Below are 24,666 nucleotides of genomic sequence, written 5' to 3' on the forward strand. Positions count from 1 at the left end.
CAATCAGCGAGTGGGGTGCGATGGGGCAAGCAACACCATAGGCCGAGGCCACGTCCGCCTGAATGGCAAAGGCCGGAACCGTTTGCCAAGATTGGAGTTGGTAGGTGCTGGAGATGAAGGCGTCGGCCAGGCCCATGCCCTGCTGCTCGAACTTGGCCAAGAGCACCCGTGCACCAGAAGGCCAAAGCACATAAGCGGCGGCTCCGGTGCGGTCTTGTAACAAGGGATGCAAGCGGGCATTCAGCCCCGCAGGCGCCTGGAAGCGCCGACCCAGCAGTTTTTGGCGTTGCCGGGTTTCCAGTGAAACGTGGTTGACCCCCTCGCATTGGCACAGCCACTGGAGCAGCGCGGGTGTGTTGTGCGCCAGGATGGCGTCGTCTTCGAGCACCAGGGCCGGCTCCAGACTGTCTGCAATCTTTTGCCACACCTGGTGGTGGCTCATGAAACAAGCCACTTCGGTGATTTTGATGGGGCGTTCCCAGGAAAACGCGTGGGCCTGAAAAAACGCATCGGGAATGTCGGCTGGGGTTTGCGCATCGATGAACAGTGCATCCAGCCCCAGGCGCTCGGCTTGTTGCGCCTGGAAGTTCCGGCGCTCCAGCGCTGAGGGCAAATTCAAAATGTAGGTTTTCATCCGGGGCGTCTTCCAGTCGTGCTCCAAATATACCTGCATGGGCAACGGCGGGTCGGGCCCTCGGCTGTGCCCGATGGCGCTCCCTATAATTTGCCGATACCCACTCAGCTTCGGACCCCGTGCTCCATCCCAACCCCGACGTCATTGTCTTCAACATCAAGCAGCGCTACACGGGTGTGTCCGCCACCATCAACGCCTTGGTGCCTTTGCAAATGGCGCAATGGCGCCTGGGCTATTGCGGCACCACCATGTCCAATGGCGTGGTGGGCATGAGCGCTGGGCAGGCCATGGCCTTGTCGCGCCAGCCCCCGCCAGGGCGGGCCTTCCGGATCTGGCACGTGCGGCGTGACCCTGAAATGATGCTGGGCATTTTTGCCCGGAATGTGCTGCGCTTGCCCATCCGGCTGGTTTTCACCTCGGCGGCCCAGCATTTGCATGGGCGCTTTCCACGCTGGCTGATTTCCAAAATGGACGCGGTCATTTCGACCACGCCGCTGGCGGCCTCTTTTGTGCCCAACACCACCGCCGTGGTGCCGCACGGCATTGATCTGTCGCGCTTTGCGCCGCCCCCTGACAAGCTCAAGGCCTGGGCCGATTCAGGGCTGCCCGGGCAATACGGCATCGGCGTGTTTGGCCGGGTCCGGCCCGACAAAGGCAGCGATGTGTTTGTCGACGCCATGATCGAGGCCCTGCCGCATTTGCCGGGGGCCACGGCCGTGATCGCCGGGTTGGCCCAGCCTCAGCACCAGGCCTACCAACAGGCCCTGATCGACAAGATCGCTCAGGCAGGTTTGTCGGATCGCATCGTGTTTCTGGGCGAAGTGCCCGCTGGCGAGGTGCATCGTTGGTACCAGCGCTGCCTGCTGTGTGTGGCCTGCCCGCGTTACGAGCCTTTTGGCCTGACCCCGTTCGAGGCGGCGGCTACCGGCTGTGCCTTGGTCTGTTCACGCACCGGGGCGTTTGACCAGCTGGTGCAGCCGGGCGTCACTGGCGAGCTGGTCGACACGGGCGACGCCCCTGGTCTGGCCGCTGCGGTGCGTCAGGTTTTGGCCGATCTGCCCGCTGCCGTGCAGATGGGCCAGGCCGCACAGGCGCGGGTGACGCAAGCTTTTTCTTTGGCCAAGGAAGCCGAAGGCATTGGCCGGGTGTACCAGCAGTTGTTTGACCAGGCGGCCCGGCCTTGATGGGGGCAGGCTTGTCCTGGGCAGAACGCCTGGCGCTGTGGGCCTACGCCGGCGTGATGCGCGCCTTGCAGCCCTTGCTGCGCCGCAAACTTCTGCGCCGAGGCCAACAAGAGCCCGGCTATCTGGTGCGCATGCCTGAGCGCTTTGGCCTCTACGATGGCCTCCCGCCGGATCCCGGGCGCATCTGGGTGCATGCCGTCTCCTTGGGGGAGACGCGGGCCGCTGCCATGTTGGTCGATGCTTTGCGCGCTGTTTGGCCTGACATGCGCTTGCTGCTGACCCACAGCACCGCCACCGGTTGGGCGCAGGGTCAGTCTTTGCTGCGACCAGGCGATGCACAGGCCTGGCTGCCCTGGGACACGCCAGAGGCCACCCGGCGTTTTTTGCAGCACCACCAGCCTCGCCTGGGCATCCTGATGGAGACCGAGGTCTGGCCTGCGCTGGTGCAGGCTTGTGTGCAGGCGCGGGTGCCCTTGGCCCTGGCCAACGCTCGGCTCAACGACAAGTCGCTGCGCTCGGGTTTGCGCTGGTCGCTGCTGTCCGGCCCGGCTTATCGGGGCTTGCGTTTGGTGTTGGCACAAAGCCCTGAAGACGGCCGTCGCCTTCAGCAACTGGGTGCCACGGTGCAGGCGGTGCTGGGCAACCTCAAATTTGACGTGCAGCCCCAGCCCGATGCGCAGGCCTTGGCCCAAGTCTGGCGTCAGCAGTGGCACTGCCAAGGCGCGCCTTGCCCGGTGGTCATGCTGGCCAGCAGCCGCGAAGGAGAAGAGGCTTTGTGGTTGCAGGCCTTGACGGCCAAAGCGGATCGGCTGGCCGCGTTCCAGGCCGCGGGCGTGGTCTGGTTGCTGGTGCCCAGACACCCGCAGCGCTTTGACGATATCCACGCTGGGTTGATGGCGCAGGGCCTGAACGTCGTGCGTCGCTCAAATTGGGAGCTGGGGCAGCCGTTGCCTGTTCGGACCGACAAGGTGTCAGTCTGGCTGGGTGACAGCCTGGGCGAGATGCCTGTGTATTTTCAGAGCGCCGATATGGCTTTGCTGGGCGGCAGTTTCATGCCCTTGGGAGGGCAAAACCTGATCGAGGCCGCCGCTTTTGGCTGCCCGGTCATCATGGGGCCGCACACCTTCAACTTTGCAGAGGCTGCACAAAACGCCGAGCAAGCGGGGGCCGCAGCCAAGGTCAGCGACATGGACGGTGCGCTGGACCAAGTGATGGTCTGGCTGAACCAACCTCAGGAATTGGCGAAAGCCCGCCAAAAAGGACTGGATTTGGTGTCCCAAAGCCGGGGCGCTGCCCAGCGCTATGCCCAAGCGCTGGCGGGACTGGTCTGAACCCTCGCCAGATGCCCTGGAGCATGGCCCCTGAGCACAGGAGGATGCCGCTTATTTTTGCAACAAGCTGGTGATGTTCTGCAGATCGTCGGCTTTGAGGGTTCCACTGGCCTGAAGCAGGCGCAACTGGCCCAGCAGGACATCGTGGCGGGCCTTGGCCAGGTCGCGCTTGGTCTGGAAGAGCTGGCTTTGGCTGTTGAGCACATCGATGTTGATGCGCACGCCCACCTGATAGCCCAGTTTGTTGGCATCCAGCGCGCTTTGGCTGGAGGTTTCGGCCGCTTGCAAGGCCTTGACTTGGCTGAGGCCTGATTGCAGGCCCAAAAAGGCGGTGCGGGTGGCTTGCGCCACGCTGCGCTGGGCCGCTTCCAGGTCGCTCTGGGCCTTGTCTTGCAGGGCCACAGTTTCCTTGATGCGGTTTTGCGAAGCCTGCCCCGTGTACAGCGGCAGGTTGAAGGCCAGGCCGACGGTGGCGGCGTTGGTGTTGGGCTGCGCGCTGATGTTGCCATTGCGGTAGCGGGTCATGCCGTAGCTGCCGGTCAGGTCGAGCGTGGGGCGCAGTGCGGCTTTGGCCTTGGTGATTTCAAGTTGGGCCACTTCCAAGGCGATGCGGGCCTGGGCCAGGTTGCCGTTATCCTGGGCCGATTGCGCCACCCATGATTCCATGTTGCCGCTTTGCAGGCCGTCCAGGTTGACCGCACCCAGCAGGGGCTTGGGCGTCACTTCGCGTTGGCCCACCGTGTCGTCCAAGGCCAGTTTCTTGATGCGCAGCTCGTTGTCGGCGGCGATTTCTTGTGCGGTGACCAGGTCAAAGCGGGCTTGGGCCTCGCGCGTGTCAGTGATGGTGGCGGTGCCCACTTCAAAGTTGCGCTTGGCGGCGGCGAGCTGCTCAGACACAGCCGATTTCTGGGCTTTGACAAAGTTCAGGCTTTCCTGCGCGGTCAGCACATCAAAGTAAGCCTGGCTCAGGCGCACGATGAGTTCTTGCTCGGCCACTTTCAGCTGGGCTTGGGCCAAGGCCACTTGCTTCATGCCTTGTTCATAGCTGGCCTGGTTCGCCGGGCGGTAGAGCGGCTGGCTGGCGCTCAGAGAGAGGGCGCGGGTGCCAAACGCGCGGCTGCCCAGTGCGTTGGACTGGTTGTCCAGATCGGTCTCGGACACGTTGGCCCCCAAACCCGCTGTGGGCCGCAGCAAGGCCTTGGCTTGCTCGGCTCTGGCCAGGGTGGCCTCGTACTGCGAGCGGGCCGACTTGAAGGTGGCGTCGTGGCTTTTGGCCGCTTCGTACAGCGTGGCCAGGCTTTGGGCCTGTGCGGTGCTTGCAAAGGCGGCCATCAAGGCCAAAGTCAGGGGCAAGGTGCGCAGTTTCATGGCGGGTCTTTGGTTAAAAAATGTCGGGCCCACATTGGGCCAAAAGCTGACGCAACAAACAGACTCAATACACCGGAATGCTGGGGTCCACTTGCGCCGACCAGGCATGAATGCCCCCGGCCACGTTGACCACCTCAAAGCCGTGCTGCATCAAGAAGCTGGCCACTTGCATGCTGCGCCCGCCGTGGTGGCACAGGCACGCAATCGGGCGGGTTTTGTCGAGTTCGTGCAGGCGTGCCGGGATGGTCTGCATGGGCATGTGCAGCAGGTCCAAAGCCTCGGGCTTGGCGCTGGCGGTCTGCACTTCCCAGCCCTCGCGCACATCGAGCAAGACGGGGCGCTGGGCTTGTTGGCTGGCCCATTCAGCGATTTGGGCGGGATAGAGTTGCTGCATGGCGGTCTCAGAATTTGAAGCGTGAGGGCTCGGCAAAGCCGGACAGGCGTGGGGCGTTGCAGTCCCAAGGTTCGGTGGTGGTCCAGCTGTTGGTGCTAGTACGGGTGATCAGCGTGGTGCGCATCATGGGCTCGTCGCCCACGATGGTGGCCAGGCGCCCCCCCACGCTCAGCTGCTGCAGCAAGGCGGCAGGCACTTCGGCGACCGAGCCGCTGAGCACGATGGCATCAAAGGGGCCATCGGCGGCTGCGCCTGCGCTGCCATCGGCGCATCGCACGGTGGCATTGCTCACGCCCGCTTTTTGCAGGTTCGCTTGGGCCTGGGCGGCCAAGGCCGGGTCGATCTCCAGGCTCAACACGCTGGCCGCCTGGTGGGCCAGCATGGCGGCCATGAAACCCGAGCCGGTCCCAATATCCAGCACCTTGTCGGTTTTTTGCACGGCCAGGTCTTGCAGCAAGCGGGCCTGCACGCGCGGGGCCAACATGACCTGGTTGGCGGCAGCACCCAGCGGGATTTCCATGTCCACAAAAGCCAGGGCTTTGTGCGCCAGGGGCACAAAGTCTTCACGGCGCACAGTGGACAGCAGCGCCAGCACTTGCGGGTCCAGCACTTCCCAAGGGCGGATTTGCTGCTCAATCATGTTGAAGCGGGCCTGGTTCAGATCCATGTTTTTTACTCCTGCGGGGTCTTGGTCAAATAACCACTGATTTTAAGGGGCGCTGGTGTCCTGGCCCTGACGGGCCGGCGCAATGCCAGCTTTGGCACGCAACCATTGGGCCAGATCGTCCATGTAGCAGTACACCACCGGCACCACCACCAAGGTCAGCAGCGAGGACGTGATGACGCCGCCAATGACCGCCTGGCCCATGGGCGCGCGTTGCTCAGAACCCTCGGTCAGGGCAAAGGCCAGTGGCACCATGCCAAAAATCATGGCCAAAGTGGTCATCAAAATGGGGCGCAGCCGCACCTTGGCCGCCAGCAGCAGGGCCTCGCTGCGCTCCAGGCCGTCCTCGCGGGCGCGGATGGCAAAGTCCACCAGCAAGATGGCGTTTTTGGTGACCAGGCCCATGAGCATGATCACGCCGATGACGGAGAACATGGACAAAGTGGAGCGGAACGCCATCAGGGCCAGCACCACGCCGATCAAGGTCAGGGGCAGGGCGGTCATCAGGGCCAGGGGCTGCAGGAAGCTCTTGAATTGGCTAGCCAAAATCATGTAGATAAAGATCACCGCCATGGCCAGGGCCGACAAGGCGTAGCCAAAGGACTCGGCCATGTTTTTGGTCGAGCCGCCAAAGCTGTAGCGGTAGCCGGGCGGCAGGCTCAGGCTGTCCATGGCTTGGCGGATGTCGGCCGAAACCTCACCCGCTGAGCGTCCGAACACGTTGGCGTTGATGGCCACCTCGCGCATCAGGTCGCGCCGGTTGATCTGGTTGGAGCCAGTGGTTTCGGTGACGCGGGCCACCTGGCCCAGGCGCACGATGCGTGGGCTGCCATCGACGGCAGCTGCCACCATGAAGGGCAGGCGCTCCAGGTCCTGCGGGCTGTTGCGGGCTTCAGGCGAGAGGCGCACGTTCACGTCGTAGGTCTGGTCGTCCGGGGCGCGCCAGTTGCCCACGGTTTGCCCGGCCACCAGGGTGCGCAGGGGCCCGGCCAGTTGCGCCGTGCCCAGGCCCAGGTCCGAGGCCGAGTCGCGCAGCACTTCCACACCGATGACAGGCTTGTTGGGCTTGACGCTGGAGTCCAGATCCACCAGGCCGGGAATGTCCCGCACCTTGGCCAGCGCCAGCAGCGCCAGGCGCTCCAGCTCTTTTTGGTCCGGGCCTTGCAGCGAGAACTCCACTTGCTTGTTGCCGCCAATGGCATCGAGCAAGCCGGCGTGCGTGACCGCGATGCCGGGCACTTGTTTGAGGCGATCTCGAAGTGCGGCGGACATCTGGTCGGCGTTGCGGCTGCGGTTTTTGCGGTCCACCAAACGGATGTACAGGTTGACGTTGTTCTTGCCCTGCGCATTGGCGGTGTTGATGGTGCTGACGGTGTAGCGCACTTCCGGGAAGTCGCGCAGGATGGCCTCGACCTGGCGTGTTTTGGCCTCGGTGGCTTCGAGCGAGGTGCCTACCGGGGTTTCGAACTTGAGCGAGGTCTCGGAAAAGTCGGCCTTGGGCACAAACTCGGTGCCGAGCAAACGGACCATGAACACGCTGGCCACAAAAATGCCGAGCGCTAAAAAGACGGTGGATTTTTTGTGCACCAGTGCCCAGCGCAAGATGCCCTGGTAGCCATCGGCCAGGCGCTCGGTGCCCCGGTCAAACCAGCCGGTCACGCGGCCAATGGTTTTGTCATAAAAGCTCACAGGCGCTTGGTTTTTGCCGTGCGCGTCGATGGCCGGGTCGTGCCAGATGCTGGACAGCATCGGGTCGAGTGTGAAGCTCACAAACATCGAGATCATCACCGCCGCCACGATGGTGATGCCGAACTCGTGAAAGAACTTGCCGATGACCCCTTCCATGAAGCCGATCGGCAAAAACACCGCCACGATGGACAAGGTGGTGGCCAGCACGGCCAGGCCAATTTCTTGTGTGCCCTCCAAAGAGGCCTTGTAGGCACTTTTGCCCATTTGCACATGGCGCACGATGTTCTCGCGCACCACAATCGCGTCGTCGATCAAGAGGCCCACACACAAACTCAGCGCCATCAGCGTGATCATGTTGATGGTGAAGCCGAACATCTGCATGAACATGAAGGTGCCGATCAGCGAGATCGGCAGTGTCAGGCCCGTGATCACGGTGGAGCGCCATGAGTTGAGGAACAAAAACACGATCAACACCGTGAGGATGGCCCCCTCGATCAGGGTCTGGCGCACGTTGTTGACGGACACGCGGATGGGCCGCGAGTTGTCCGTGATGGGTTCGAGCTTGACACCCGGCGGCAGCTGGCCCTGCAATTCGGCCACGGCCTTGACCAGGCCGTCCACCACCTGGATGGTGTTTTCGTCCTGCGACTTTTGCACCGACATCAGCAGCGTGCGCTGGCCGTTGTAGAGCGCCAGGTTCTCCAGCTCTTGCGCGCCGTCTTGCACCGTGGCCACTTGTGACAGGCGAATCGGCGAGCCGTTTTTGCGCGCCACGATGATGCGGCCAAAGTCTTCGGGCCGCGCCATGCGCGAGCTGATTTGCACCATGCGCTCTTGCTGCAGCGAGCGGATCGCGCCCACGGGCAAATCTTGGTTTTCGTTGCGCACAGCGGCCACCACCTGCTCGGCCGTGACACCCAGCGCTTCCATGTTGGCCGGTTGCAAATACAGGTTGATCTCGCGCTTGCTGCCGCCCACCAAGGTGACAGAGCCGACACCGCGCACATTCTCCAGGCGCTTTTTGAGCACCTGTTCGGACCAATTGGTCAGCTCCACGGCGTTGAGTTGATTGCCCTCGGGGATGACAGCGAGCGACCACACGGCGCGGCTGGCCGGGTCAAAGCGCAGCACCCGGGGCTCTTTGACTTCGGTGCGCAGCAGGGGGCGCAGCGAGGCAACTTTTTCGCGCACATCTTCAGCGGCTTTGCGGCCGTCGATCTGCAGCTGGAATTCGATCACAACGACCGACTGGTTTTCGTAGCTGCGCGAGGTCAGGGCGCTGATGCCGGCAATCGAGTTGACGCCTTCCTCGATCTTTTTCGAGACTTCGCTTTCCACGATCTCGGGAGAGGCCCCGGGGTATTCGGTGGTGATGACGACCACCGGAAAGTCGATGTTGGGGAACTGGTCGACTTTGAGGCGCTGGAAGGAGAACAGGCCCAGGACCACCAGGGCCAACATGACCATGGTGGCAAAAACCGGGTTTTGCAGGCTGACGCGGGTGAACCACATGCTGTAAACCCTTTTATTTCGCTGCGCTGGCGGGCGAAGCCGGAGCGGCTGGCGAGGTCACCGCAGACTGGGGCGGTGCAGTGAACTTGACTTGAACCCCTTCGCGCACCGTACCCACGCTGCCCGACAGCACTTGTGCGCCTTCAGAAACGCCGGTCACCGCCACCAGGCTTTCCCGCTCGCCTTCGCTGCGCACATCGGTTCGCACCGTGATGTGCACCACCTTGCCGTCTTGCACCACCTGCACATAAGGCTGGGGTTTGTCGGTGCGCACGCTGCTCACGGGCACGGCCAGCACTTGCATGGTTTGTGTGCCCAGACTCCCTTGCGCAAAGAGGCCCTGGCGCAAGCCTTCGCGGCCTGTGACGCCCAGGTAGACCACGATGCTGCGGCTGCCCATCTGGGCGCTGGGGTTGATTCGCAAGACTTTGGCAGTGACCGGTGCGTCCACGCCCTCGACTTGCAGCTGCGCTGTCATGCCCACCCGCACGCGGCTGGCTTCTTCTGCCGTCAGGGCCGCTTCGAGTTCCAGTTGCGAGAGGTTGATCACCTCGATCAGCCGGGCATCGATGGCCACGCGCTCGCCCGGCTGGGCCAGGCGCTGCGCCACCACGCCCGACAAGGGCGAGCGCAGCGTGGCATCGGCCAGTGACTTGTTGGCCAAGTCCAGCGCTGCCAGCGCGGCTGCGTGCGTGGCCTTGGCCCCGTTCAGGCTGGCCTGCGAGGTGAGCAGGGCAGTTTGCGAGATGAAGCCCTGGTTCACCAGCGCCTGGTTGTTGTCAAACTGGCGCTGGGCAATGTCCACCTGGGCGCGGGCCGCATCGGCTTGCTGCTGGGCCTGGCGCACACGCGCCAGGTATTCTGTTTGGTCGATGCGGGCGACCACCTGCCCGGCCTGGACGCGGTCGCCTTCGCGCACGCTGAGTTCTTGCAACTCACCGGCCACGCGGGCTTTGACGATGGCGCTTTGGCTGGCTTTGAGCGCGCCCGAGACCGCGATGCCCAGGCCCAGGGTCTGTGTGCGGGCGGTGAACACGTCGGAGGCGGCCAGCTCAATGCTGGGCACCACGGCGGCGGAGGGGACTGTCGGGGTTTTCGCCGCTTGGCGCTGGCTGGCCCAGCGGGCACCGCCTGCCAGCAGTGCGGCCACGGCCACGGCCGAGAGGATCCAGAGGGTTGATTTTTTCATGGTGAGAAGGGTGTGATCGGTGGTGGATCAAGCGGGAGACAGACCACGCGCCAGCAATTGGGCGTGTTGCGAGATGAAGGCTTCCGGGTCAATCTGTTCGTGGCTGGGGCAGCACGGTCCCATGGAGTGCTTCCACATGACCAAAAACAGCAGCGGCGACATGACCGAGTGCAGCGTCAACTCCACGTTGACGGCGCGGAACTCCCCTTGGTCGATGCCGCGCTGCAAGGCGCTGCGTACCAAGGCATGGGCGGGCGTGATGACTTCGGTGCGGAAAAAATCCGCCAGGTCCGGAAAGTTGCTGGCCTCACTCATCACCAGTTTGGAAATGCCCGAAGCCTTGGTGGCCCCATAGCGCCGCCACCACTGCAGCATCATCCACTCGATCAATTCGCTGGTGCTGCCCTGAAACTGCGCCACTTCGGCCGCGCCCTGGGCCACGGGCCCCACCACGTTCTCGCGCACCACGGCCTTGAACAGGTCTTCCTTGCTGGGAAAGTACAAAAACAGCGTGCCCTTGGACACGCCAGCGCGCAAGGCGACTTCTTCGACGCGGGTGGCGGCAAAGCCTTTTTCCACAAACAGATCCAAAGCTGCCTCGAGCAGTTCGCCCGGGCGGTCTTGTTTGCGGCGTTCGCGTTTGTGGGGGAGGAGGGGGTCGGTGGGGATCAAAGGATGAGCTAATGACTGACTGGTTAGTACTGTACGCCCGGAGCGGACTTGTCGTCAAGCTGCTGGCGCACGCTAACAGATGCGCAGATGTAAAAAAGGGACCGAAGCCCCTTTTTGGTGATGACAAAAAGACCCTGCGCCGTCCGGATGTCTGGCCGACTGAGTCGTGTTGGCCGAGTGGCCTCAGTTCGAGAAAGCGGGAATCCCGGTGATCGCGCGTCCCAAAATCAGGGCGTGCACATCGTGTGTGCCTTCGTAGGTGTTGACCACCTCCAGGTTCACCAGGTGGCGGGCCACGCCGTATTCGGCGCTGATGCCGTTGCCACCCATCATGTCACGCGCCATGCGGGCGATGTCGAGAGCCTTGCCGCAGCTGTTGCGTTTGAGGATGGAGGTCAGGTCCACTGAAGCGGTGCCTTCGTCCTTCATGCGGCCCAGGCGCAAGCAGCCTTGCAGGCCCAAGCTGATTTCGGTCAGCATGTCGGCCAGTTTCTTCTGGATCAGCTGGTTGGCGGCCAAGGGGCGGCCAAACTGCTGGCGGTCCATCACGTACTGACGTGCGCGGGCGTAGCAGTCTTCGGCGGCGCCCAAGGCGCCCCAAGCGATGCCGTAACGGGCGCTGTTCAGGCAGGTGAAGGGGCCTTTCAAGCCACGCACTTCAGGGAAGGCGTTTTCTTCGGGGCAGAAGACTTCGTCCATGACGATCTCGCCGGTGATCGAAGCACGCAGGCCCACTTTGCCGTGCACAGCCGGTGCCGACAGGCCTTTCCAGCCTTTTTCCAGAATGAAGCCACGGATCTGGCCGCCGTCGTCCTTGGCCCAGACCACGAACACGTCGGCGATGGGGCTGTTGGTGATCCACATCTTGGCGCCGCTGATGCTGTAGCCGCCGTCCACTTTCTTGGCGCGGGTGATCATGCTGCCGGGATCCGAGCCGTGGTTGGGTTCGGTCAGGCCAAAGCAGCCGATCCACTCGCCACGCGCCAGTTTGGGCAGGTATTTTTGCTTTTGGGCTTCAGAGCCAAAGTCGTTGATGGGCAACATCACCAAAGAAGACTGCACGCTCATCATGGAGCGGTAGCCCGAATCCACGCGCTCGACTTCGCGTGCGACCAAGCCGTAGCAGACGTAGTTGAGGCCCGCGCCGCCGTATTGCTCGGGGATGGTGGCACCCAAGAGGCCCAGTTCGCCCATCTCGCGGAAGATGGCCACGTCGGTGGTCTCGTTCAGGAAAGCGTCTTTCACGCGGGGCAGCAGGCGTTCCTGGCAGTAGGCGCGGGCGGCTTCTTGCACCTGGCGCTCGTCGTCGGTCAGTTGTGCGCTGAGGTTGAAGGGGTCTTCCCAGCTGAAGGTGTTTTTGGTGGTGGCCATGTGGGGTGTCTCCGTGAAAAAAATCTTGAAGCCGATTGTCAGGTCGGGATGAATAGTTGTCTAATATTGATTGGCTATTCATTAATACATTATTTTAATTCATGGAATTCCGTCACCTGCGCTATTTCCTGATGCTGGCCGAAGAGCTGCACTTTGGCCGCGCGGCCCAGCGTCTGTCCATCTCACAGCCGCCGCTCAGCCTGAACATCCAGCAGCTTGAAGCCTCGGTGGGGGCGCAGCTGTTCACCCGCAACAGCCGGGGCGTGCAGCTCACGGCGGCAGGCCAGGCCTTTGTGCCCGCTGCCCGGGCACTGCTGGCGCAGGCGAGTGCGGCGGCGCGTGAGGCGCGTGATGTGGCCGAGGGCCAGTCGGGCCAGCTGCACATTGGCTTTGCCGGGACCATGTTGTATTGCGGTTTGCCCCAGATTCTGAGCAGTTTTCAGACCAGCCACCCGCGTTTGCGCCTGGTGCTGCGCGAACTCAGCTCGTCCGAGCAGTTGTCTGAATTGCTGCGCGACCGGCTCGATGTGGGTTTTGTGCACACGCCTCGGGTGCCGCCGGGTTTTGAGCAGATTCTGGTGGCCAGCCAGCCCTTGGTGGCGTGTTTGCCCGCCAGCCACCCCTTGGCAGGCGCGGCCAGTGTGGCGCTGGCAGAACTGGCCGGGCAAGACCTGGTGGTGGTGTCGCGCACCGTCTCGCCCGATTACCACGAACGCATCGTGATGCTGTGCGAACAGGCCGGCTGGATGCCTCAGGTCGTGCACGAGTTGCGCCATTGGCTGAGCGTGGTGTCTCTGGTCTCGCAAGGCCTGGGCGTGGCCTTGGTGCCGCAGGCCCTGCAGCAGTCGGCCCTGGCGGGCGCGGTGTTTGTGCCGCTGCGCGAGGTCGATGCCCGTTACGACACCCGTTGCCTGTGGCGCAGCGAGCGAGACCAGACGGCGCTGGGGGACTTTGTGCAGGCGGTGCGGGGCGGGCTGCTGCCCCACGGATAATGCCAACCCTATTGATCAAGGAACCCACATGATGCAAACCCTGGTTTTGGGTGGCGGCTGTTTTTGGTGCACCGAGGCGGTCTACGTCAAGGTGCGCGGTGTGACCGATGTGGAGTCGGGCTACTGCAACGGCCAGACCGTGGCCCCCACCTACGATGAAGTCTGCACCGGCCGCACGGGTCACAACGAAGTGGTCAAGCTCGAATACGACCCCAAGCAAGTCAGCACCCGCGAGCTGCTCGAAATCTTTTTTGTGATCCACGACCCGACCACCTTGAACCGCCAGGGCAACGACGTGGGCACGCAATACCGCAGCGGCATCTACTTCACCACCCCTGAGCAGGCCGAAGAAGCCCGCGCCCTGATCGCCGAGCTGGCGGCGGCCCGCGCCTTTGGCCAACCCATCGTGACCGAGGTGCTGGCGCTGGCCAACTACAGCGCGGCCGAGGACTACCACCAGGACTTCTTTGAGCGCAACCCCTACCAGGGCTACTGCATGGCCGTGGCCGCTCCCAAGGTGGCCAAATTCAAAAAAACTTTCACCCGGTTGGTGCGCGACTGAGCCGCTGCCCATCCCACTGTTCAACATCGAGGAAACCCATGAACCGCATCGCTTTTTTCATCTTCGCCGTGAGCTTGTCCTGGGGCGCTGTGGCCCAACACAGCAAGAAGGAAGTGGAGCAAGACATCGCCCGCCACCGGGCCATGGCCGAAGCGCACGAAGCGGCGGCCAAATGCCTGGAGTCCGGTAAAAAACCCGAGCAATGCACCAAAGAGCTGCAAACCGCCTGCAAGGGCCTGGCGTTGGGCAAGTACTGCGGCATGAAGCACGCGCATTGATCCGCCGCTGTCCACCTCAGCCGTCATGAGTTTTTCGCGTTCACGCCTGCCTGTTTGGCTGCACACCCTGCTGGTGGCAGCCTTGCTGTGGGCCCCACTTTGGGGGCATCTGCACAACATTGGGCACGGCTTTGAACATGGCAGTGAACGCGGGACTCGGCAGGCGCTCTCGGTCCACGCGGGGCTGCTTCAGGCGCATGCGCCCGATGGGCATGTGCACGATGAACATCGGCACAAAGGCCATTCAGATGCTTTAGGTCACGAGGCCGACGCCGATCTGTGCCGTCTGCTGGACCATCTGTCCCAAGCCGAACGGCTGAGTGCACCTTGCTCAACCGGTCTGGCCCCGATGGAGGCCACAGAGCCCCCCATCTTTCGGTCGACTTTTTACCCGGACCAAGACCTCTGGTCCCCGGCGCAAGCCCGTGCGCCGCCTGCGCTGATTTGAATCCCTGATCTTGCCTGGCTGGCTTTCCGTCTGTGGCGGAAGGCGCTGGGCTGTTCCTGTTTTTCAAATCACCTTTGTATGACCCATTCTTTGCAGCTTTCGGCCTTGGCTTGCGCCTGCGTGGCCACTTTGTCTTTTTCAAATGCCTGGGCGCAAAGCGCCACACCGGGCGCGCCCGGTGAAATCGTCATCACCGGCAACCCCTTGGGCCGCGACAGCACCACCGTGCCTGTGAGCACCATGGGCCGTGCCGACCTGCTCGAGCGCGGGCAAAGCACTTTGGGCGAAACCCTGAACGGTTTGCCCGGCGTGTCCAGCACCTACTTTGGCCCCAACGCCAGCCGCCCCACCATTCGCGGGCTTGATGGCGACCGCATCCGGGTGCTGAACAACAGCGCCTCCAGCCTCGACGCCTCGGCGCTGAGCTACGACCATGCGGTGCCGCTGGATGCCTTGTCCACCGACCGCATCGAGGTCTTGCGCGGCCCGGCAGCCTTGCTTTATGGCGGCAGCGCCGTGGGCGGCGTGGTCAACGTGATCGACAACCGCATCCCGCGCGCGCCGGTCTCAGGTGTGTTGGGCAAGGCCCAGCTGCAAGCGGGCACGGGCAACGACGAGCGCAGCGTGGCCGGTTTGGTGGAGGCCGGCAACGAACGTTATGCCCTGCACCTGGACGGTTTTGACCGCCGCACAGGCGATGTGCGGGTGCCGGTGTCGCTCGAATGCACAAAACCCGGCTCGCCTGCCAACGCCCGGCGCATCTGCAACTCGGCCAGCACCGCCCGGGGTGGTGCTTTGGGGGCCAGCACCTTCTGGGACCACGGCTATTTGGGCGCATCGGTCAACACCTACCAAAGCGATTACGGCACCGTGGCCGAAGACGAAGTGACGATTGGCATGAAGACCACCCGCTATGCGCTGGAGGGCCAAGTGCGCCAACTGCCGGGCTGGTTCGAAACCGTCAAAGCCCGCCTGAGCCACACCGATTACCAGCACACCGAGTTTGAGGGCGCGCAAGCGGGCACCGTGTTTGCCAACAAGGGTCAGGACCTGCGCATCGAGGCGCGGCACCGCACGTTGGCGGGGTGGCAAGGCGTGGTGGGTTTTCAGACCGAATCGAGCCGATTTTCTGCGGTGGGTGATGAAGCCTTTGCCCCCTTCAGCCGCACGCGCAGCCAGGCCCTTTTTGTGCTCGAAGAGCGGCCCACCGCCTGGGGCCAATTCACGGCCGGGGCGCGTTGGGAGTCGGTGCGGGTCGAATCCTTGGGCAACCCCGAACTGGATCGTTTTGACGAGGGCATGGGTGCCCAAAAATTCACGCCCTTCAGTGTGGCCGCTGGGTCGGTGTTCAAGCTCTCGCCCGCATGGTCTTTGACCGGCAACGCGGCCATGACGCAGCGTGCCCCCAAAGACTACGAGTTGTTTGCCAACGGCCCGCACCTGGCCACCCACGCCTGGGAAATCGGCAACAAAGACCTGGGTCTGGAAAAGTCCAAGAGCCTGGATGCGGGTGTGCAGTGGAAGTCCGGCCCCGACAGTGTGAATGTCACGGCCTTTGCCAGCCAGTTTGCCAACTACATTGGTTTGATGAACACCTCGGATATCGAGGAAGACTTGCCCGTGCAGCTTTACCAAGGCGTCAAGGCCCAATTCAGGGGCCTGGAAGCCAGCGGTCGCCAGCGCCTGTGGCAGGGCGCTTCGACGCTCGATCTGGATTGGCGTGCCGACAGCGTGCGGGCCAGCAACCGCAGCACGGGCGAGCCCTTGCCGCGCATCTCGCCCCTGCGTGTGGGCGCTACCCTGGTGCACGGCCAAGGGCCTTGGAGCGCCAAGCTGGGGGCCGACTGGCATGCGGCGCAAAAGCGCGTGCCCGAGGGCAGTGTGGCCACGGGCGCCTACACCTTGGTCAATGCCAGCGTGTCATACCGCCAAAAGCTCGACGCCACGGTGCTCAACTGGTTTGCCCGCCTGGACAACCTGAGCGACCAACTGGCCTACAGCGCCAGTTCCATCCTCACGAGCACCGCTTTTGGCAAGTCGCCTTTGCCGGGGCGCAGCTTCAAGTTGGGGGTTCAGGCCACGTTCTAAAGGCTTGCGTGGCGTCGCCCAAGGCGGCGGCGCTACGTGGTTTCCGCTGAAATCAGGCGCAGGCAGGTCGGGATAATCCAGCCATGAACCTTGATCACCCCGTCCTGTCCTCCCTCTTGCCCGTGGTGCTGCTCATTTTGATTGGCTTTGTCGCAGGCAAGGCCAAGCTGGTGCGGGGTGAGTCGGTGCGCGATTTGTCGAACCTGGTGTTTCTGGTGCTGACGCAGGCTTTGCTGTTTCGCACCATGAGCAGCGTGTACATCGAGCAGCTCGATTTCAAGCCGGTGGTGCAATACTTTTTGGTGGCTGGCGTTTTGTTTGTCGCCATGCTGTGGGCTTATGGTGGCAACAGCCGGGCCTCGGTGCTGGCACTGGCTGGCATTTTCAGCAACACCTTGATGATCGGTGTGCCCCTGATCGGTCTGGCCTATGGCCAAGAAGGTCAGGTGCTGCTGTTCACCTTGATTTCGCTGCATGCGCTCGTCTTGCTCAGTGCCGCCACGCTGGTGCTGGAGCTGCAAGTGGCGCACGAGCAAGCGGCTTTGTCGGGTGAGCGGCGGCCCATCTGGCGCACAGTGGCATCGGCCGTGCGCAACGCCATCATTCACCCTGTGCCTTTGCCCATTTTGTTGGGTCTGGCCTATGCCCAAACAGGCTGGGGCTTGCATCCCGTGGTGGACCGTCCCCTGGCTTTGCTGGGCAGCGCCTTTGGCCCCATTGCCTTGGTGTTGGTGGGCATTACCTTGTCGCAAACGCCTGTGGGGCGGCAGTTCACATCGGCCCTCAAGCCTTCGCTGGTGAAAACCGTTTTGCACCCGGCGCTCATGCTGGCGCTGGGCTGGGCGCTGGGCCTGCGTGGCCTGCATTTGTCGGTCATGGTGGTGGCGGCGGCTTTGCCCATTGGGGCCAATGTGTTCTTGTTCTCTCAGCGCTACCGCAAGGAAGAAGACACCGTGACCGCCGCCGTGGCCGTGTCCACACTCATCTCTATCCTGGGGATCTCATTGACCATGGCCCTGCTGGCCGAGCTGCCAGGCTGATCCATGGATTCGACACATTCGGTAGCCCGTTTGACCACATGCCCTAACATCCAGCCATGAACACACCCCTGCCGCTTGCGCTCCAAGCCGATCTGAACACATTGAGCGGAGACTGCGGGCGCATCGCGGTGTACTCAGGGGGCTCAGGCCCTCCTGTGCTCTTGGTGCACAGCGTTAACGCGCTGGCTTCGGCGGCGGAGGTCCGCCCACTGTTTGAGGCTTTGTGCCAAGACCACAGCGTCTACGCCCTCGACTTGCCAGGCTACGGTTTGTCTGAGCGCTGGTCACGCGCCTACACCGTGGGCGACATGTGCGCCGCCATCGGCCAAGTGGCGCAATGGGTGGCGCAGCGGCACCCGGGCCAGCCGCTGCAGGCCGTGGGCGTGTCCCTGTCGTGCGAATTTGTGGCCCGCGTGGCCCAGCAGACGCCGCAGCTGTTCGCCGCTTTGGCCTTGGTCAGCCCCACGGGCTTTCGGGGCGGCAAGTCCTTGCGCCAGCCTGCGGGCAGCACGCTGTTCATGGCCGGGTTCGACCGTTTCTTGCGCAGCCCGGGGCCGGGCTGGGGGCGCTTTTTGTTTCGGCAGCTGTCGCGGCCTTCGGTGGTGCGTTACTTCTTGCAACGCACCTGGGGCGGCAAAGACATTGATGAAACGCTGTGGGCCTATGCGGTGCGCACAGCCCATGTGCCCAACGCGGAGCAAGCGCCTTTGTCTTTTTTGAGCGGGGGCTTGTTCAGCGCCGACATGCACAACGTCTACGAAAGCCTGCGCCTGCCGGTGTGGGTGGTGCACGGCACCCGGGGCGACTTCACCGATTACCGGGCGCTGGACCTGGTGCGCCATCGGCCCAACTGGCAGGTGACGGTCATGCAAGCCGGGGCCATGCCTTACTTCGAAGACATCGACACTTTCATGGCGGCTTACCGGGTGTTTGAGGCTGCAGCTCGCAAGCCTTTGGCTTGACCTGTCTTAAGGCGCCAAGCGTTCACGCAGCCAGCCGCTGCCCTCTTGGGTGTAACGCAGGCGGTCATGCAAGCGGCTTTTGCGCCCTTGCCAAAACTGCCAGTTGTCGGGCACCAGGCGGTAGCCGCCCCAGTGTGGCGGGCGTGGCGGGTTGAGCATGAACTGCGCCGCGTATTTGGCGGCGTTGGTCACCAGCACCGTGCGTCCGTCGATCACCTGGCTTTGTGGCGAGGCCCAAGCCCCGATGCGCGAGTCCAGTGGGCGGCTGTGGAAGTAGGCGTCGCTTTCTTTGTCTGAGACCTTTTCCACCCGGCCTTCGATGCGCACCACACGTTCGAGTTCAACCCAGTGAAACTGCAGCGCCGCAAACGGATTGCCCGCCAGCTCCTGCCCCTTGCGGCTGTCGTAGTTGGTGTACCAGACGATGCCGCGCTCGTCATAGCCCTTGATCAGCACCACCCGGGTGCTGGGGCGCAGGTTGCTGGCCACGGTGGCCAGCGTCATGGCGTTGGGCTCGGGCACTTCGGCGGCGATGGCCTCTTGCAACCATTGTGCAAATTGCTGCAAGGGGTCGGCGTGGGAGGCGTTTTCGTTGAGCTCGGCTTTTTCGTAGCTCTTGCGCAGGTCGGCGATGTTCATGGCGGCAAGTATAGGGATATGGCCTTGTCATGCATTGAGTCAGCGCAATCCGGAGGGCTTTGAGCTGCATGGATGCCGTGCCCCCTGATCGACACGGGTCGTCACCCGCATCGCGCTCAACGCTCAGTCAGCGTGGCGCAGCAGTGTGGCCAGTGCCCGGTCTTCGATGCCGTGGGCCCGCAGGCTGTCGTAGGTTTGGCGGGCATAGTCCAGCGTGGTGCCAAAGCGCCCGCAGGCCTGCTGAAAAATTTGCCGGTAGGTCTCGGCAGGCAACTGGCCTGTGAAGCTGGGGCTGCTGCGCGGCAGGGTAAAGGCCAGCGCCTGCACTGGGCCTTGCGGCGTGTTGCAAGGCAGCCAGCTGGGGGTGTAGACGTCCATGGGCATTTCGCGCTCCCATAGTCGCACCAGCACCTCGTCGGCCTGGTCGCGGGCCACCCGGTAGGCCACGCCCTGGCAGCTGCCACCGGGCAACAAGGCAAACACCAGGCCCGGGCACTCGGGGCTGCCGCGGTTGAGCCGACTCCACATTTTCAGGGCGCGGTGCCAACCCCAGACGCGGCTGATGTGCTGCTCCTGGGCCTCAAACTCGGGCCGCCACAAGAGCGAGGCGTAGCCAAATACCCACAAATCCCGGCCCGCCGTTTGTGCCCGGAATTGGTCGAGCAAAGCGCCCTGAAATGCCGTGGCACGGCCAGCGGCAGCAGGCGTGCTGGGCGCATCGGCGGGTGTGTCAGTCATGTGCAATTGGGCCCCATTACAATCTGCCCACTATTTTCGGAGAAAAACCCCCATGTCGACCCCTCAAGATGACAATCAACCCGTAGTCTGGACCGTTTTGGTGGCCGTGATCGTGCTGGCCGTGGGCCTGGCGGTCGGTTTTGGCATTGCCAAGAGCAAAAAAGCCGCACCGGCAGCGGCCCCTGCAGCCACGGCACCCGCTGTTGAAGCCTCCGCCCCTGCGGCAGATGCTTCCGCACCTGCTGCTGACGCTTCGGCCCCTGCGGCAGATGCCTCTGCCCCCAAGTGATTCGCCGCACAACGCGCTAAAAACCCGCCTCGGCGGGTTTTTTTGCGCCTGTTTGGGGGCTGCCTCTCGCTTGTACCCAGTCTGTAACCGCGCCAACGCACCAAATCGCAGGAACGCGGTTACCATCTGTCGTGTAATTTTGTTACAGACCCTCCAGGCGCATCCCCCATGAACATTCACCCCACCGTGGCGGCCGTCACCGCCCGCATCACCGAGCGCAGCCGCCCCACCCGCCAGGCCTATTTGCAGCAGGTCGATGCCGCAGCCCGCCAGGACCCCGGTGCCCAGCGCCTGGGCTGCGCCAATGTGGCCCACGCCTTTGCCGCCATGCCCGAGGACGACAAAAGCCGCGCCACGGCGCTCGACAAAATCAAAGTGGTGGCCCCGCGTGCGCCCAACATCGGCATCGTGAATGCCTACAACGACCTGCTCTCGGCCCATGCGCCGCTGCAGCACTACCCAGACCTGATCAAAGACGAAGCCCGCAAACTGGGCGCCACCGCCCAGGTGGCCGGGGGCGTGCCTGCCATGTGCGACGGCGTCACGCAAGGCACACCCGGCATGGAGCTGAGCCTGTTCAGCCGCGACGTGATCGCCATGGCCACAGCGGTGTCGCTCAGCCACGATGTGTTTGACGCTGCCCTGATGCTGGGCGTGTGCGACAAGATCGTGCCTGGTCTGCTCATTGGCGCTTTGCAGTTCGGCCATTTGCCCACCGTGTTTGTGCCGGCTGGCCCCATGACCAGTGGCCTGTCCAACAACGAAAAATCCAAGGTGCGCGAACAAGCGGCGCTGGGCCTGGTGGGCCGCCCCGAGTTGCTAGAGGCCGAATCGAAGGCCTACCACGGCGAAGGCACCTGCACCTTTTACGGCACGGCCAACAGCAACCAAATGCTGCTCGAAGCCATGGGTCTGCATGTGCCGGGCACGGCCTTCATCAACCCGGGCGATGGCGTGCGCACCGAGCTGACCCGCGAAGCCGCCCGAACCGTGCTGGCTCTGGTCAAGGACAAAAACTTCACACCCATTGGGTATGTGGTGGACGAGCGCTGCATCGTCAACGCCATGGTGGCCTTGCTGGCCACGGGCGGCTCGACCAACCATTTGATCCATTGGGTGGCGGTGGCGCGTGCGGCGGGCATTGTGATCGACTGGGACGATTTTTCGGCCCTGTCGGATGTGGTGCCGCTGCTCACCCGTGTCTACCCCAACGGCAGCGCCGATGTGAACCAGTTCCAGGCCGCAGGCGGCCCGGGCTATGTGATCCGCGAGCTGCTCGACGCCGGATTCATGCACGCCGATGTGCTGACGGTGCGTGCCGGGGGCCTGCGCGAATTTACCCGCATCCCGTCTGCCCCAAATGGCCAGTTGATCTGGACCGATGCCGGGGCCAGCAAAGACGACACCGTGGTGCGCCCCGCCAGCAGCCCGTTCAGCGCCACGGGGGGCTTGAAATTGCTCCAAGGCAATCTGGGCCGCAGCGTGATCAAGATTTCTGCCGTGCCTGAAGCCTTTCATGTCATCGAAGCTGCGGCTCGCGTGTTCAATTCACAAGACGAATTGCAAGCCGCGTTCAAAGCCGGAGAACTGGACTGTGATGTCGTGTGTGTGGTGCGCTGGCAAGGCCCGCAGGCCAACGGGATGCCCGAGCTGCACAAACTCACGCCGCCGCTGGCCGTGTTGCAGGGCAAAGGCTACAAGGTCGCGCTGGTCACCGATGGCCGCATGAGCGGCGCGTCGGGCAAAGTGCCAGCCGCCATTCACGTCTCACCCGAAGCCGCAGCAGGTGGCCCACTGGCCAAAGTGCAAGACGGTGACCTGATCCGCCTCGATGGCGTGGCAGGCACCCTGCAAGTGCTGGTGAGCGAAGCCGAATGGGCCTCCCGCCCTGCGGCCCAAATGCCCGCTGAATTGCGCACTGCCAACGGCGTGGGCATGGGCCGTGAACTGTTTGCCAACCTGCGCCGCAACGCGCTCAAAGCCGAAGAAGGAGCCTGCACATGGCTGTGAATCTGAGTGGACATTTGACTGCCCTGCAAGTGATGCAGGACGCGCCCGTGATCCCCGTGATCGTGCTCAACGATGTAGCCCACGCCGTGCCCATGGCCCGCGCCCTGGTGGCGGGCGGCATCCGCATGCTCGAAGTCACCCTGCGCACCCCGCAGGCGTTGGCCTGCATGGAAGCCATTGCCAAGGAAGTGCCCGGCGCGGTGGTGGGGGCAGGCACCGTGCGCAGCCCGGCTGACGCTGCGGCTGCAGCCAAAGCGGGCGCGCAGTTTGCCGTCAGCCCCGGCTACACCCGTGCCGTGGGGCAGGCCTGCCGCGACCACGGTTTGTCACTTTTGCCCGGTGTGGCCACCGGCAGCGAAATCATGATGGCCCAAGAAGACGGCTACACCGAACTCAAGTTTTTCCCGGCCATGCAAGCGGGTGGCCCGGCCATGCTCAAAGCCTGGGGCGGCCCGTTCTTTGACGTGAAGTTCTGCCCCACGGGCGGCGTCACCCCCGGTAACGCCTTGGACTTTTTGAGTCTGCCGAATGTGGCTTGTGTGGGCGGCTCGTGGTTGGTGCCTGCCGACGCGCTGGCCCAAGGTGATTGGGTGCGCATCGAAGCGTTGGCACGCGAAGCGAGTCTTTTGCCGCGCTGAGTTTCAGCGCAGCCCTTGCCCACCGGCAAACTCGGCTCGCTGAATCAACTCCACCTTGTAGCCATCGGGGTCGGTGACAAAGGCGATCACGGTGGTGCCGCCTTTGACGGGGCCGGCTTCGCGGGTGACCTTGCCGCCAGCGGCTTTGATCTTTTCGCAAGCAGCATAGGCATCGGGGACGCCCAAGGCGATGTGGCCGTAGGCGGTTCCCATCTCGTAGCTTTCCGTGCCCCAGTTGTAGGTCAACTCCAGCTCGGCGTGGTCGGGGTTGTTGCCGTAGCCCACAAAGGCCAGCGAGTATTTGTACTCGGGGTTTTCCGAGGTGCGCAGCAGCTTCATGCCCATCACCTGGGTGTAAAAGTCGATGGAGCGTTGCAGGTCGCCCACGCGCAGCATGGTGTGAAGGAGTCTCATGGTTTATTTCCGTGGGTTGAGGGGATTTCAAAAACAAGGCAAGCGGTGCTGGCGTGCGCATACAGCGTGCCATCGGGGCCGACCAGCTGGGCTTCGGCGGTGGCCAGTTGGCGGCCGCAGTGCAGCACTTTGCCAATGGCCCGCACACGCTGCACTTTTGGGGTGATGGCCTTGACCAGTTTCACGCTCAAGTCGGCCGTGGTGTAGCCACGCCCGGGCGGCATCAGGGTGTGCACCGCGCAGCCCAGAGCCGAGTCGAGCAGGCTGGCAAACCAGCCGCCATGCACTGTGCCTAAAGGGTTGAGGTGCTGCACGCCGGGTGTGCCCTGAAAAATGGCCAGTCCCGGGCCGACCTCGATCAGCATGAAGTCCAGCGTTTTGGCCATGTGCGCAAAAGGCAACTCGCCCGTCAGCAGACCCTGCATGACCTGCAAGCCCGTCTTGCCCGCCACTTGCTCAGGGCGGGCCACACCGGGGCCGACCCCGGTATCGATGCGTGCGCGCACGTCGCGCTCCTGGGCCAGCCAGGCCTCTAAATCATTGGGGCGTGTGTCGGTCGTGGTGCTCATGAAAATGGTTTCTCTCAAGCTATTCTTAAACTTTTATCAAACAGGCACGGTGTAGTTGAGTGCCATGCGCCCGCCGTCCACAGTGACGATTTCACCGGTGATGTAGCTGGCCGCATCGCTGGCCAAAAACGCCACCACCTTGGCCACCTCGTCGGGTTCGCCCAGGCGTTTCATGGGCGTGCGCATCATGATTTTCTTTTCGGCGGCCTCGCTGGTCAGCACCGCTTGGCGGGCCAGTTCGGTGGCAATGGTGCCCGGGGCCACTGCGTTCACGCGGATGCCAAAGTCGGCCAGGGCCAGCGACATCGCGCGGGTGAGCTGGTTGATGCCGCCTTTGCTCACGTTGTAGCTGGCGATGTTGGGGATGGCCAGCACCGCGTTGACCGAGCTCATGTTGACAATCGCGCCGCCCCCGGTGCTTTTCATGGCCCGGGCTGCGGCCTGGCCCATCAGGAAGGAGCCCTTGATGTTCACGTTGATCACGGCATCAAAGTCTTCTTCGGTCACGTCCAGAAAATCAGCCGCCCGGAAAATACCCGCGTTGTTGACCAGCACGTCGATGCGGCCAAAGGCCTGCAGCACATGGTCTACCAAAGCATCCACATCGGCCTTGCGCGAGACGTCGCAGGCCATGAAACCGGCGCTGTGGCCTGCGCTGCGCAATTCGGCCGCCACGGCCGCGCCGCGCTCGCTGTTCACGTCGGCCAGCACCACATGGGCGCCTTCACCCGCAAAGCGGCGGGCGCAGGCCTCGCCAATGCCATTGGCCGCGCCGGTGACGATGACCACGCGGCCTTGCAGGCCAAAAGAGAGGCCATTGGACAGGGCGTTGGAGAGGGTTGTGGGCATGTCAAAACTCCTGGCAGTGGGTTCAAATGAGGGGCATGCTGCCACAGTCCGGCGCGACGGTCTGTCACCTGCAAGCGGGAGCGACGACAATGCTGGTATCGCCCCCCGCAGGCATTGTCCAGGAATCTCCCCTTCATGACCC

25 protein-coding genes are annotated in these 24,666 nt (G+C 63.4%); 12 read left to right on the forward strand and 13 right to left on the reverse strand.

Annotated features, from left to right (window positions below):
- Positions 1 to 634: glycosyltransferase family 25 protein (locus QZ190_RS14880; protein ID WP_291917730.1), on the reverse strand; the 634-nt coding region annotated here is incomplete at its 3' end.
- A gap of 119 nt (positions 635 to 753) precedes the next feature.
- Between QZ190_RS14880 and QZ190_RS14885 the strand changes: the two genes are divergently transcribed.
- Entirely contained in the window at positions 754 to 1,818 is a 1,065-nt protein-coding gene (locus tag QZ190_RS14885) for a glycosyltransferase family 4 protein (protein ID WP_291917732.1), read from the forward strand.
- A gap of 56 nt (positions 1,819 to 1,874) precedes the next feature.
- Positions 1,875 to 3,149, forward strand: a complete 1,275-nt coding sequence (locus QZ190_RS14890; RefSeq protein WP_291917795.1) for a 3-deoxy-D-manno-octulosonic acid transferase — start codon at positions 1,875 to 1,877, stop codon at positions 3,147 to 3,149.
- Between the two features lie 51 nt (positions 3,150 to 3,200).
- On the opposite strand, the gene QZ190_RS14895 is transcribed toward QZ190_RS14890, so the two are convergent.
- The 7 genes from QZ190_RS14895 to QZ190_RS14925 form a co-directional block, all read right to left on the reverse strand.
- Positions 3,201 to 4,517 (reverse strand): TolC family outer membrane protein, encoded by a 1,317-nt coding sequence (locus tag QZ190_RS14895; protein ID WP_291917735.1) that lies wholly within the window; start codon positions 4,515 to 4,517, stop codon positions 3,201 to 3,203.
- A gap of 64 nt (positions 4,518 to 4,581) precedes the next feature.
- Positions 4,582 to 4,911 (reverse strand): rhodanese-like domain-containing protein, encoded by a 330-nt coding sequence (locus QZ190_RS14900; RefSeq protein ID WP_291917737.1) that lies wholly within the window; start codon positions 4,909 to 4,911, stop codon positions 4,582 to 4,584.
- Positions 4,912 to 4,918: 7 nt separating this feature from the next.
- Complete coding sequence (locus QZ190_RS14905) at positions 4,919 to 5,578, reverse strand: protein-L-isoaspartate O-methyltransferase (protein WP_291917739.1); 660 nt, start codon at positions 5,576 to 5,578, stop codon at positions 4,919 to 4,921.
- Positions 5,579 to 5,620: 42 nt separating this feature from the next.
- Entirely contained in the window at positions 5,621 to 8,776 is a 3,156-nt protein-coding gene (locus tag QZ190_RS14910) for an efflux RND transporter permease subunit (RefSeq protein WP_291917741.1), read from the reverse strand.
- 13 nt (positions 8,777 to 8,789) lie between these two features.
- A complete protein-coding gene (locus tag QZ190_RS14915; protein WP_291917744.1) occupies positions 8,790 to 9,965 on the reverse strand; it encodes an efflux RND transporter periplasmic adaptor subunit in 1,176 nt (391 codons plus the stop codon).
- 27 nt (positions 9,966 to 9,992) lie between these two features.
- Positions 9,993 to 10,637 carry a TetR/AcrR family transcriptional regulator gene (locus QZ190_RS14920; RefSeq protein ID WP_291917746.1) on the reverse strand — a complete coding sequence of 215 codons (645 nt, stop codon included), beginning with the start codon at positions 10,635 to 10,637 and terminating at the stop codon, positions 9,993 to 9,995.
- A 183-nt stretch (positions 10,638 to 10,820) separates the two neighbouring features.
- Complete coding sequence (locus tag QZ190_RS14925) at positions 10,821 to 12,008, reverse strand: acyl-CoA dehydrogenase (RefSeq protein ID WP_062403789.1); 1,188 nt, start codon at positions 12,006 to 12,008, stop codon at positions 10,821 to 10,823.
- Positions 12,009 to 12,109: 101 nt separating this feature from the next.
- On the opposite strand from QZ190_RS14925, the gene QZ190_RS14930 reads away from it, so the two are divergent.
- From QZ190_RS14930 to QZ190_RS14960, 7 genes are all read left to right on the forward strand, one after another.
- A complete protein-coding gene (locus tag QZ190_RS14930) occupies positions 12,110 to 13,000 on the forward strand; it encodes a LysR family transcriptional regulator (RefSeq protein WP_291917752.1) in 891 nt (296 codons plus the stop codon).
- Between the two features lie 28 nt (positions 13,001 to 13,028).
- Positions 13,029 to 13,562: a peptide-methionine (S)-S-oxide reductase MsrA gene (gene msrA / locus QZ190_RS14935; RefSeq protein ID WP_291917755.1), complete on the forward strand. Its 534-nt coding sequence runs from the start codon at positions 13,029 to 13,031 to the stop codon at positions 13,560 to 13,562.
- A 38-nt stretch (positions 13,563 to 13,600) separates the two neighbouring features.
- Positions 13,601 to 13,840 carry a hypothetical protein gene (locus QZ190_RS14940; protein WP_291917758.1) on the forward strand — a complete coding sequence of 80 codons (240 nt, stop codon included), beginning with the start codon at positions 13,601 to 13,603 and terminating at the stop codon, positions 13,838 to 13,840.
- A gap of 25 nt (positions 13,841 to 13,865) precedes the next feature.
- On the forward strand, positions 13,866 to 14,288 hold the full coding sequence (locus QZ190_RS14945) for a DUF2946 family protein (RefSeq protein ID WP_291917761.1): 423 nt from the start codon (positions 13,866 to 13,868) through the stop codon (positions 14,286 to 14,288).
- A gap of 78 nt (positions 14,289 to 14,366) precedes the next feature.
- The gene (locus QZ190_RS14950) at positions 14,367 to 16,376 is read left to right on the forward strand and encodes a TonB-dependent receptor (RefSeq protein ID WP_291917764.1); all 2,010 of its coding nucleotides are present in this window, start codon (positions 14,367 to 14,369) and stop codon (positions 16,374 to 16,376) included.
- 83 nt (positions 16,377 to 16,459) lie between these two features.
- Entirely contained in the window at positions 16,460 to 17,416 is a 957-nt protein-coding gene (locus tag QZ190_RS14955) for an AEC family transporter (protein ID WP_291917767.1), read from the forward strand.
- Between the two features lie 56 nt (positions 17,417 to 17,472).
- A complete protein-coding gene (locus QZ190_RS14960; RefSeq protein ID WP_291917769.1) occupies positions 17,473 to 18,378 on the forward strand; it encodes an alpha/beta fold hydrolase in 906 nt (301 codons plus the stop codon).
- Between the two features lie 6 nt (positions 18,379 to 18,384).
- On the opposite strand, the gene pdxH is transcribed toward QZ190_RS14960, so the two are convergent.
- Positions 18,385 to 19,017, reverse strand: coding sequence for a pyridoxamine 5'-phosphate oxidase (gene pdxH / locus QZ190_RS14965; RefSeq protein ID WP_291917772.1), 633 nt, complete (start codon positions 19,015 to 19,017; stop codon positions 18,385 to 18,387).
- Positions 19,018 to 19,140: 123 nt separating this feature from the next.
- Complete coding sequence (locus tag QZ190_RS14970) at positions 19,141 to 19,755, reverse strand: gamma-glutamylcyclotransferase (protein ID WP_291917774.1); 615 nt, start codon at positions 19,753 to 19,755, stop codon at positions 19,141 to 19,143.
- Positions 19,756 to 19,807: 52 nt separating this feature from the next.
- Between QZ190_RS14970 and QZ190_RS14975 the strand changes: the two genes are divergently transcribed.
- The 3 genes from QZ190_RS14975 to eda all read left to right on the forward strand — a co-directional run bounded on the left by QZ190_RS14975 (position 19,808) and on the right by eda (position 22,692).
- Positions 19,808 to 20,044 (forward strand): hypothetical protein, encoded by a 237-nt coding sequence (locus QZ190_RS14975; protein WP_291917777.1) that lies wholly within the window; start codon positions 19,808 to 19,810, stop codon positions 20,042 to 20,044.
- Between the two features lie 168 nt (positions 20,045 to 20,212).
- On the forward strand, positions 20,213 to 22,054 hold the full coding sequence (gene edd, locus QZ190_RS14980; RefSeq protein WP_291917779.1) for a phosphogluconate dehydratase: 1,842 nt from the start codon (positions 20,213 to 20,215) through the stop codon (positions 22,052 to 22,054).
- On the forward strand, positions 22,045 to 22,692 hold the full coding sequence (gene eda, locus QZ190_RS14985) for a bifunctional 4-hydroxy-2-oxoglutarate aldolase/2-dehydro-3-deoxy-phosphogluconate aldolase (RefSeq protein ID WP_291917783.1): 648 nt from the start codon (positions 22,045 to 22,047) through the stop codon (positions 22,690 to 22,692). The genes edd and eda overlap by 10 nt, the downstream gene beginning before the upstream one ends.
- A gap of 3 nt (positions 22,693 to 22,695) precedes the next feature.
- Here eda and gloA read toward each other — a convergent pair whose 3' ends face one another.
- Genes gloA through QZ190_RS15000 form a run of 3 tightly spaced genes read right to left on the reverse strand, consistent with a single transcriptional unit; the run spans position 22,696 to position 24,524 of the window.
- Positions 22,696 to 23,106, reverse strand: coding sequence for a lactoylglutathione lyase (gloA, locus tag QZ190_RS14990; RefSeq protein ID WP_291917785.1), 411 nt, complete (start codon positions 23,104 to 23,106; stop codon positions 22,696 to 22,698).
- Positions 23,103 to 23,675: a PaaI family thioesterase gene (locus QZ190_RS14995; protein WP_291917789.1), complete on the reverse strand. Its 573-nt coding sequence runs from the start codon at positions 23,673 to 23,675 to the stop codon at positions 23,103 to 23,105. Before QZ190_RS14995 ends, gloA begins: the two co-directional genes overlap by 4 nt.
- Positions 23,676 to 23,711: 36 nt before the next feature.
- A complete protein-coding gene (locus QZ190_RS15000; protein WP_291917792.1) occupies positions 23,712 to 24,524 on the reverse strand; it encodes an SDR family NAD(P)-dependent oxidoreductase in 813 nt (270 codons plus the stop codon).
- Between the last annotated feature and the right edge of the window lie 142 nt (positions 24,525 to 24,666).

Source organism: Limnohabitans sp., assembly GCF_017848645.1.
Taxonomy (GTDB): Bacteria; Pseudomonadota; Gammaproteobacteria; order Burkholderiales; family Burkholderiaceae_C; genus Limnohabitans_A.

Bases quoted from the DNA above. Each gene is read 5' to 3' on its own strand.
- QZ190_RS14890 (WP_291917795.1), top strand. From the start codon at position 1,875: ATGCGCGCCTTGCAGCCCTTGCTGCGCCGCAAACTTCTGCGCCGAGGC.
- QZ190_RS14895 (WP_291917735.1), bottom strand. From the start codon at position 4,517: ATGAAACTGCGCACCTTGCCCCTGACTTTGGCCTTGATGGCCGCCTTT.
- QZ190_RS14900 (WP_291917737.1), bottom strand. From the start codon at position 4,911: ATGCAGCAACTCTATCCCGCCCAAATCGCTGAATGGGCCAGCCAACAA.
- QZ190_RS14905 (WP_291917739.1), bottom strand. From the start codon at position 5,578: ATGGATCTGAACCAGGCCCGCTTCAACATGATTGAGCAGCAAATCCGC.
- QZ190_RS14910 (WP_291917741.1), bottom strand. From the start codon at position 8,776: ATGTGGTTCACCCGCGTCAGCCTGCAAAACCCGGTTTTTGCCACCATG.
- QZ190_RS14915 (WP_291917744.1), bottom strand. From the start codon at position 9,965: ATGAAAAAATCAACCCTCTGGATCCTCTCGGCCGTGGCCGTGGCCGCA.
- QZ190_RS14925 (WP_062403789.1), bottom strand. From the start codon at position 12,008: ATGGCCACCACCAAAAACACCTTCAGCTGGGAAGACCCCTTCAACCTC.
- QZ190_RS14930 (WP_291917752.1), top strand. From the start codon at position 12,110: ATGGAATTCCGTCACCTGCGCTATTTCCTGATGCTGGCCGAAGAGCTG.
- msrA (WP_291917755.1), top strand. From the start codon at position 13,029: ATGATGCAAACCCTGGTTTTGGGTGGCGGCTGTTTTTGGTGCACCGAG.
- QZ190_RS14940 (WP_291917758.1), top strand. From the start codon at position 13,601: ATGAACCGCATCGCTTTTTTCATCTTCGCCGTGAGCTTGTCCTGGGGC.
- QZ190_RS14945 (WP_291917761.1), top strand. From the start codon at position 13,866: ATGAGTTTTTCGCGTTCACGCCTGCCTGTTTGGCTGCACACCCTGCTG.
- QZ190_RS14950 (WP_291917764.1), top strand. From the start codon at position 14,367: ATGACCCATTCTTTGCAGCTTTCGGCCTTGGCTTGCGCCTGCGTGGCC.
- QZ190_RS14955 (WP_291917767.1), top strand. From the start codon at position 16,460: ATGAACCTTGATCACCCCGTCCTGTCCTCCCTCTTGCCCGTGGTGCTG.
- QZ190_RS14960 (WP_291917769.1), top strand. From the start codon at position 17,473: ATGAACACACCCCTGCCGCTTGCGCTCCAAGCCGATCTGAACACATTG.
- pdxH (WP_291917772.1), bottom strand. From the start codon at position 19,017: ATGAACATCGCCGACCTGCGCAAGAGCTACGAAAAAGCCGAGCTCAAC.
- QZ190_RS14970 (WP_291917774.1), bottom strand. From the start codon at position 19,755: ATGACTGACACACCCGCCGATGCGCCCAGCACGCCTGCTGCCGCTGGC.
- QZ190_RS14975 (WP_291917777.1), top strand. From the start codon at position 19,808: ATGTCGACCCCTCAAGATGACAATCAACCCGTAGTCTGGACCGTTTTG.
- edd (WP_291917779.1), top strand. From the start codon at position 20,213: ATGAACATTCACCCCACCGTGGCGGCCGTCACCGCCCGCATCACCGAG.
- eda (WP_291917783.1), top strand. From the start codon at position 22,045: ATGGCTGTGAATCTGAGTGGACATTTGACTGCCCTGCAAGTGATGCAG.
- gloA (WP_291917785.1), bottom strand. From the start codon at position 23,106: ATGAGACTCCTTCACACCATGCTGCGCGTGGGCGACCTGCAACGCTCC.
- QZ190_RS14995 (WP_291917789.1), bottom strand. From the start codon at position 23,675: ATGAGCACCACGACCGACACACGCCCCAATGATTTAGAGGCCTGGCTG.
- QZ190_RS15000 (WP_291917792.1), bottom strand. From the start codon at position 24,524: ATGCCCACAACCCTCTCCAACGCCCTGTCCAATGGCCTCTCTTTTGGC.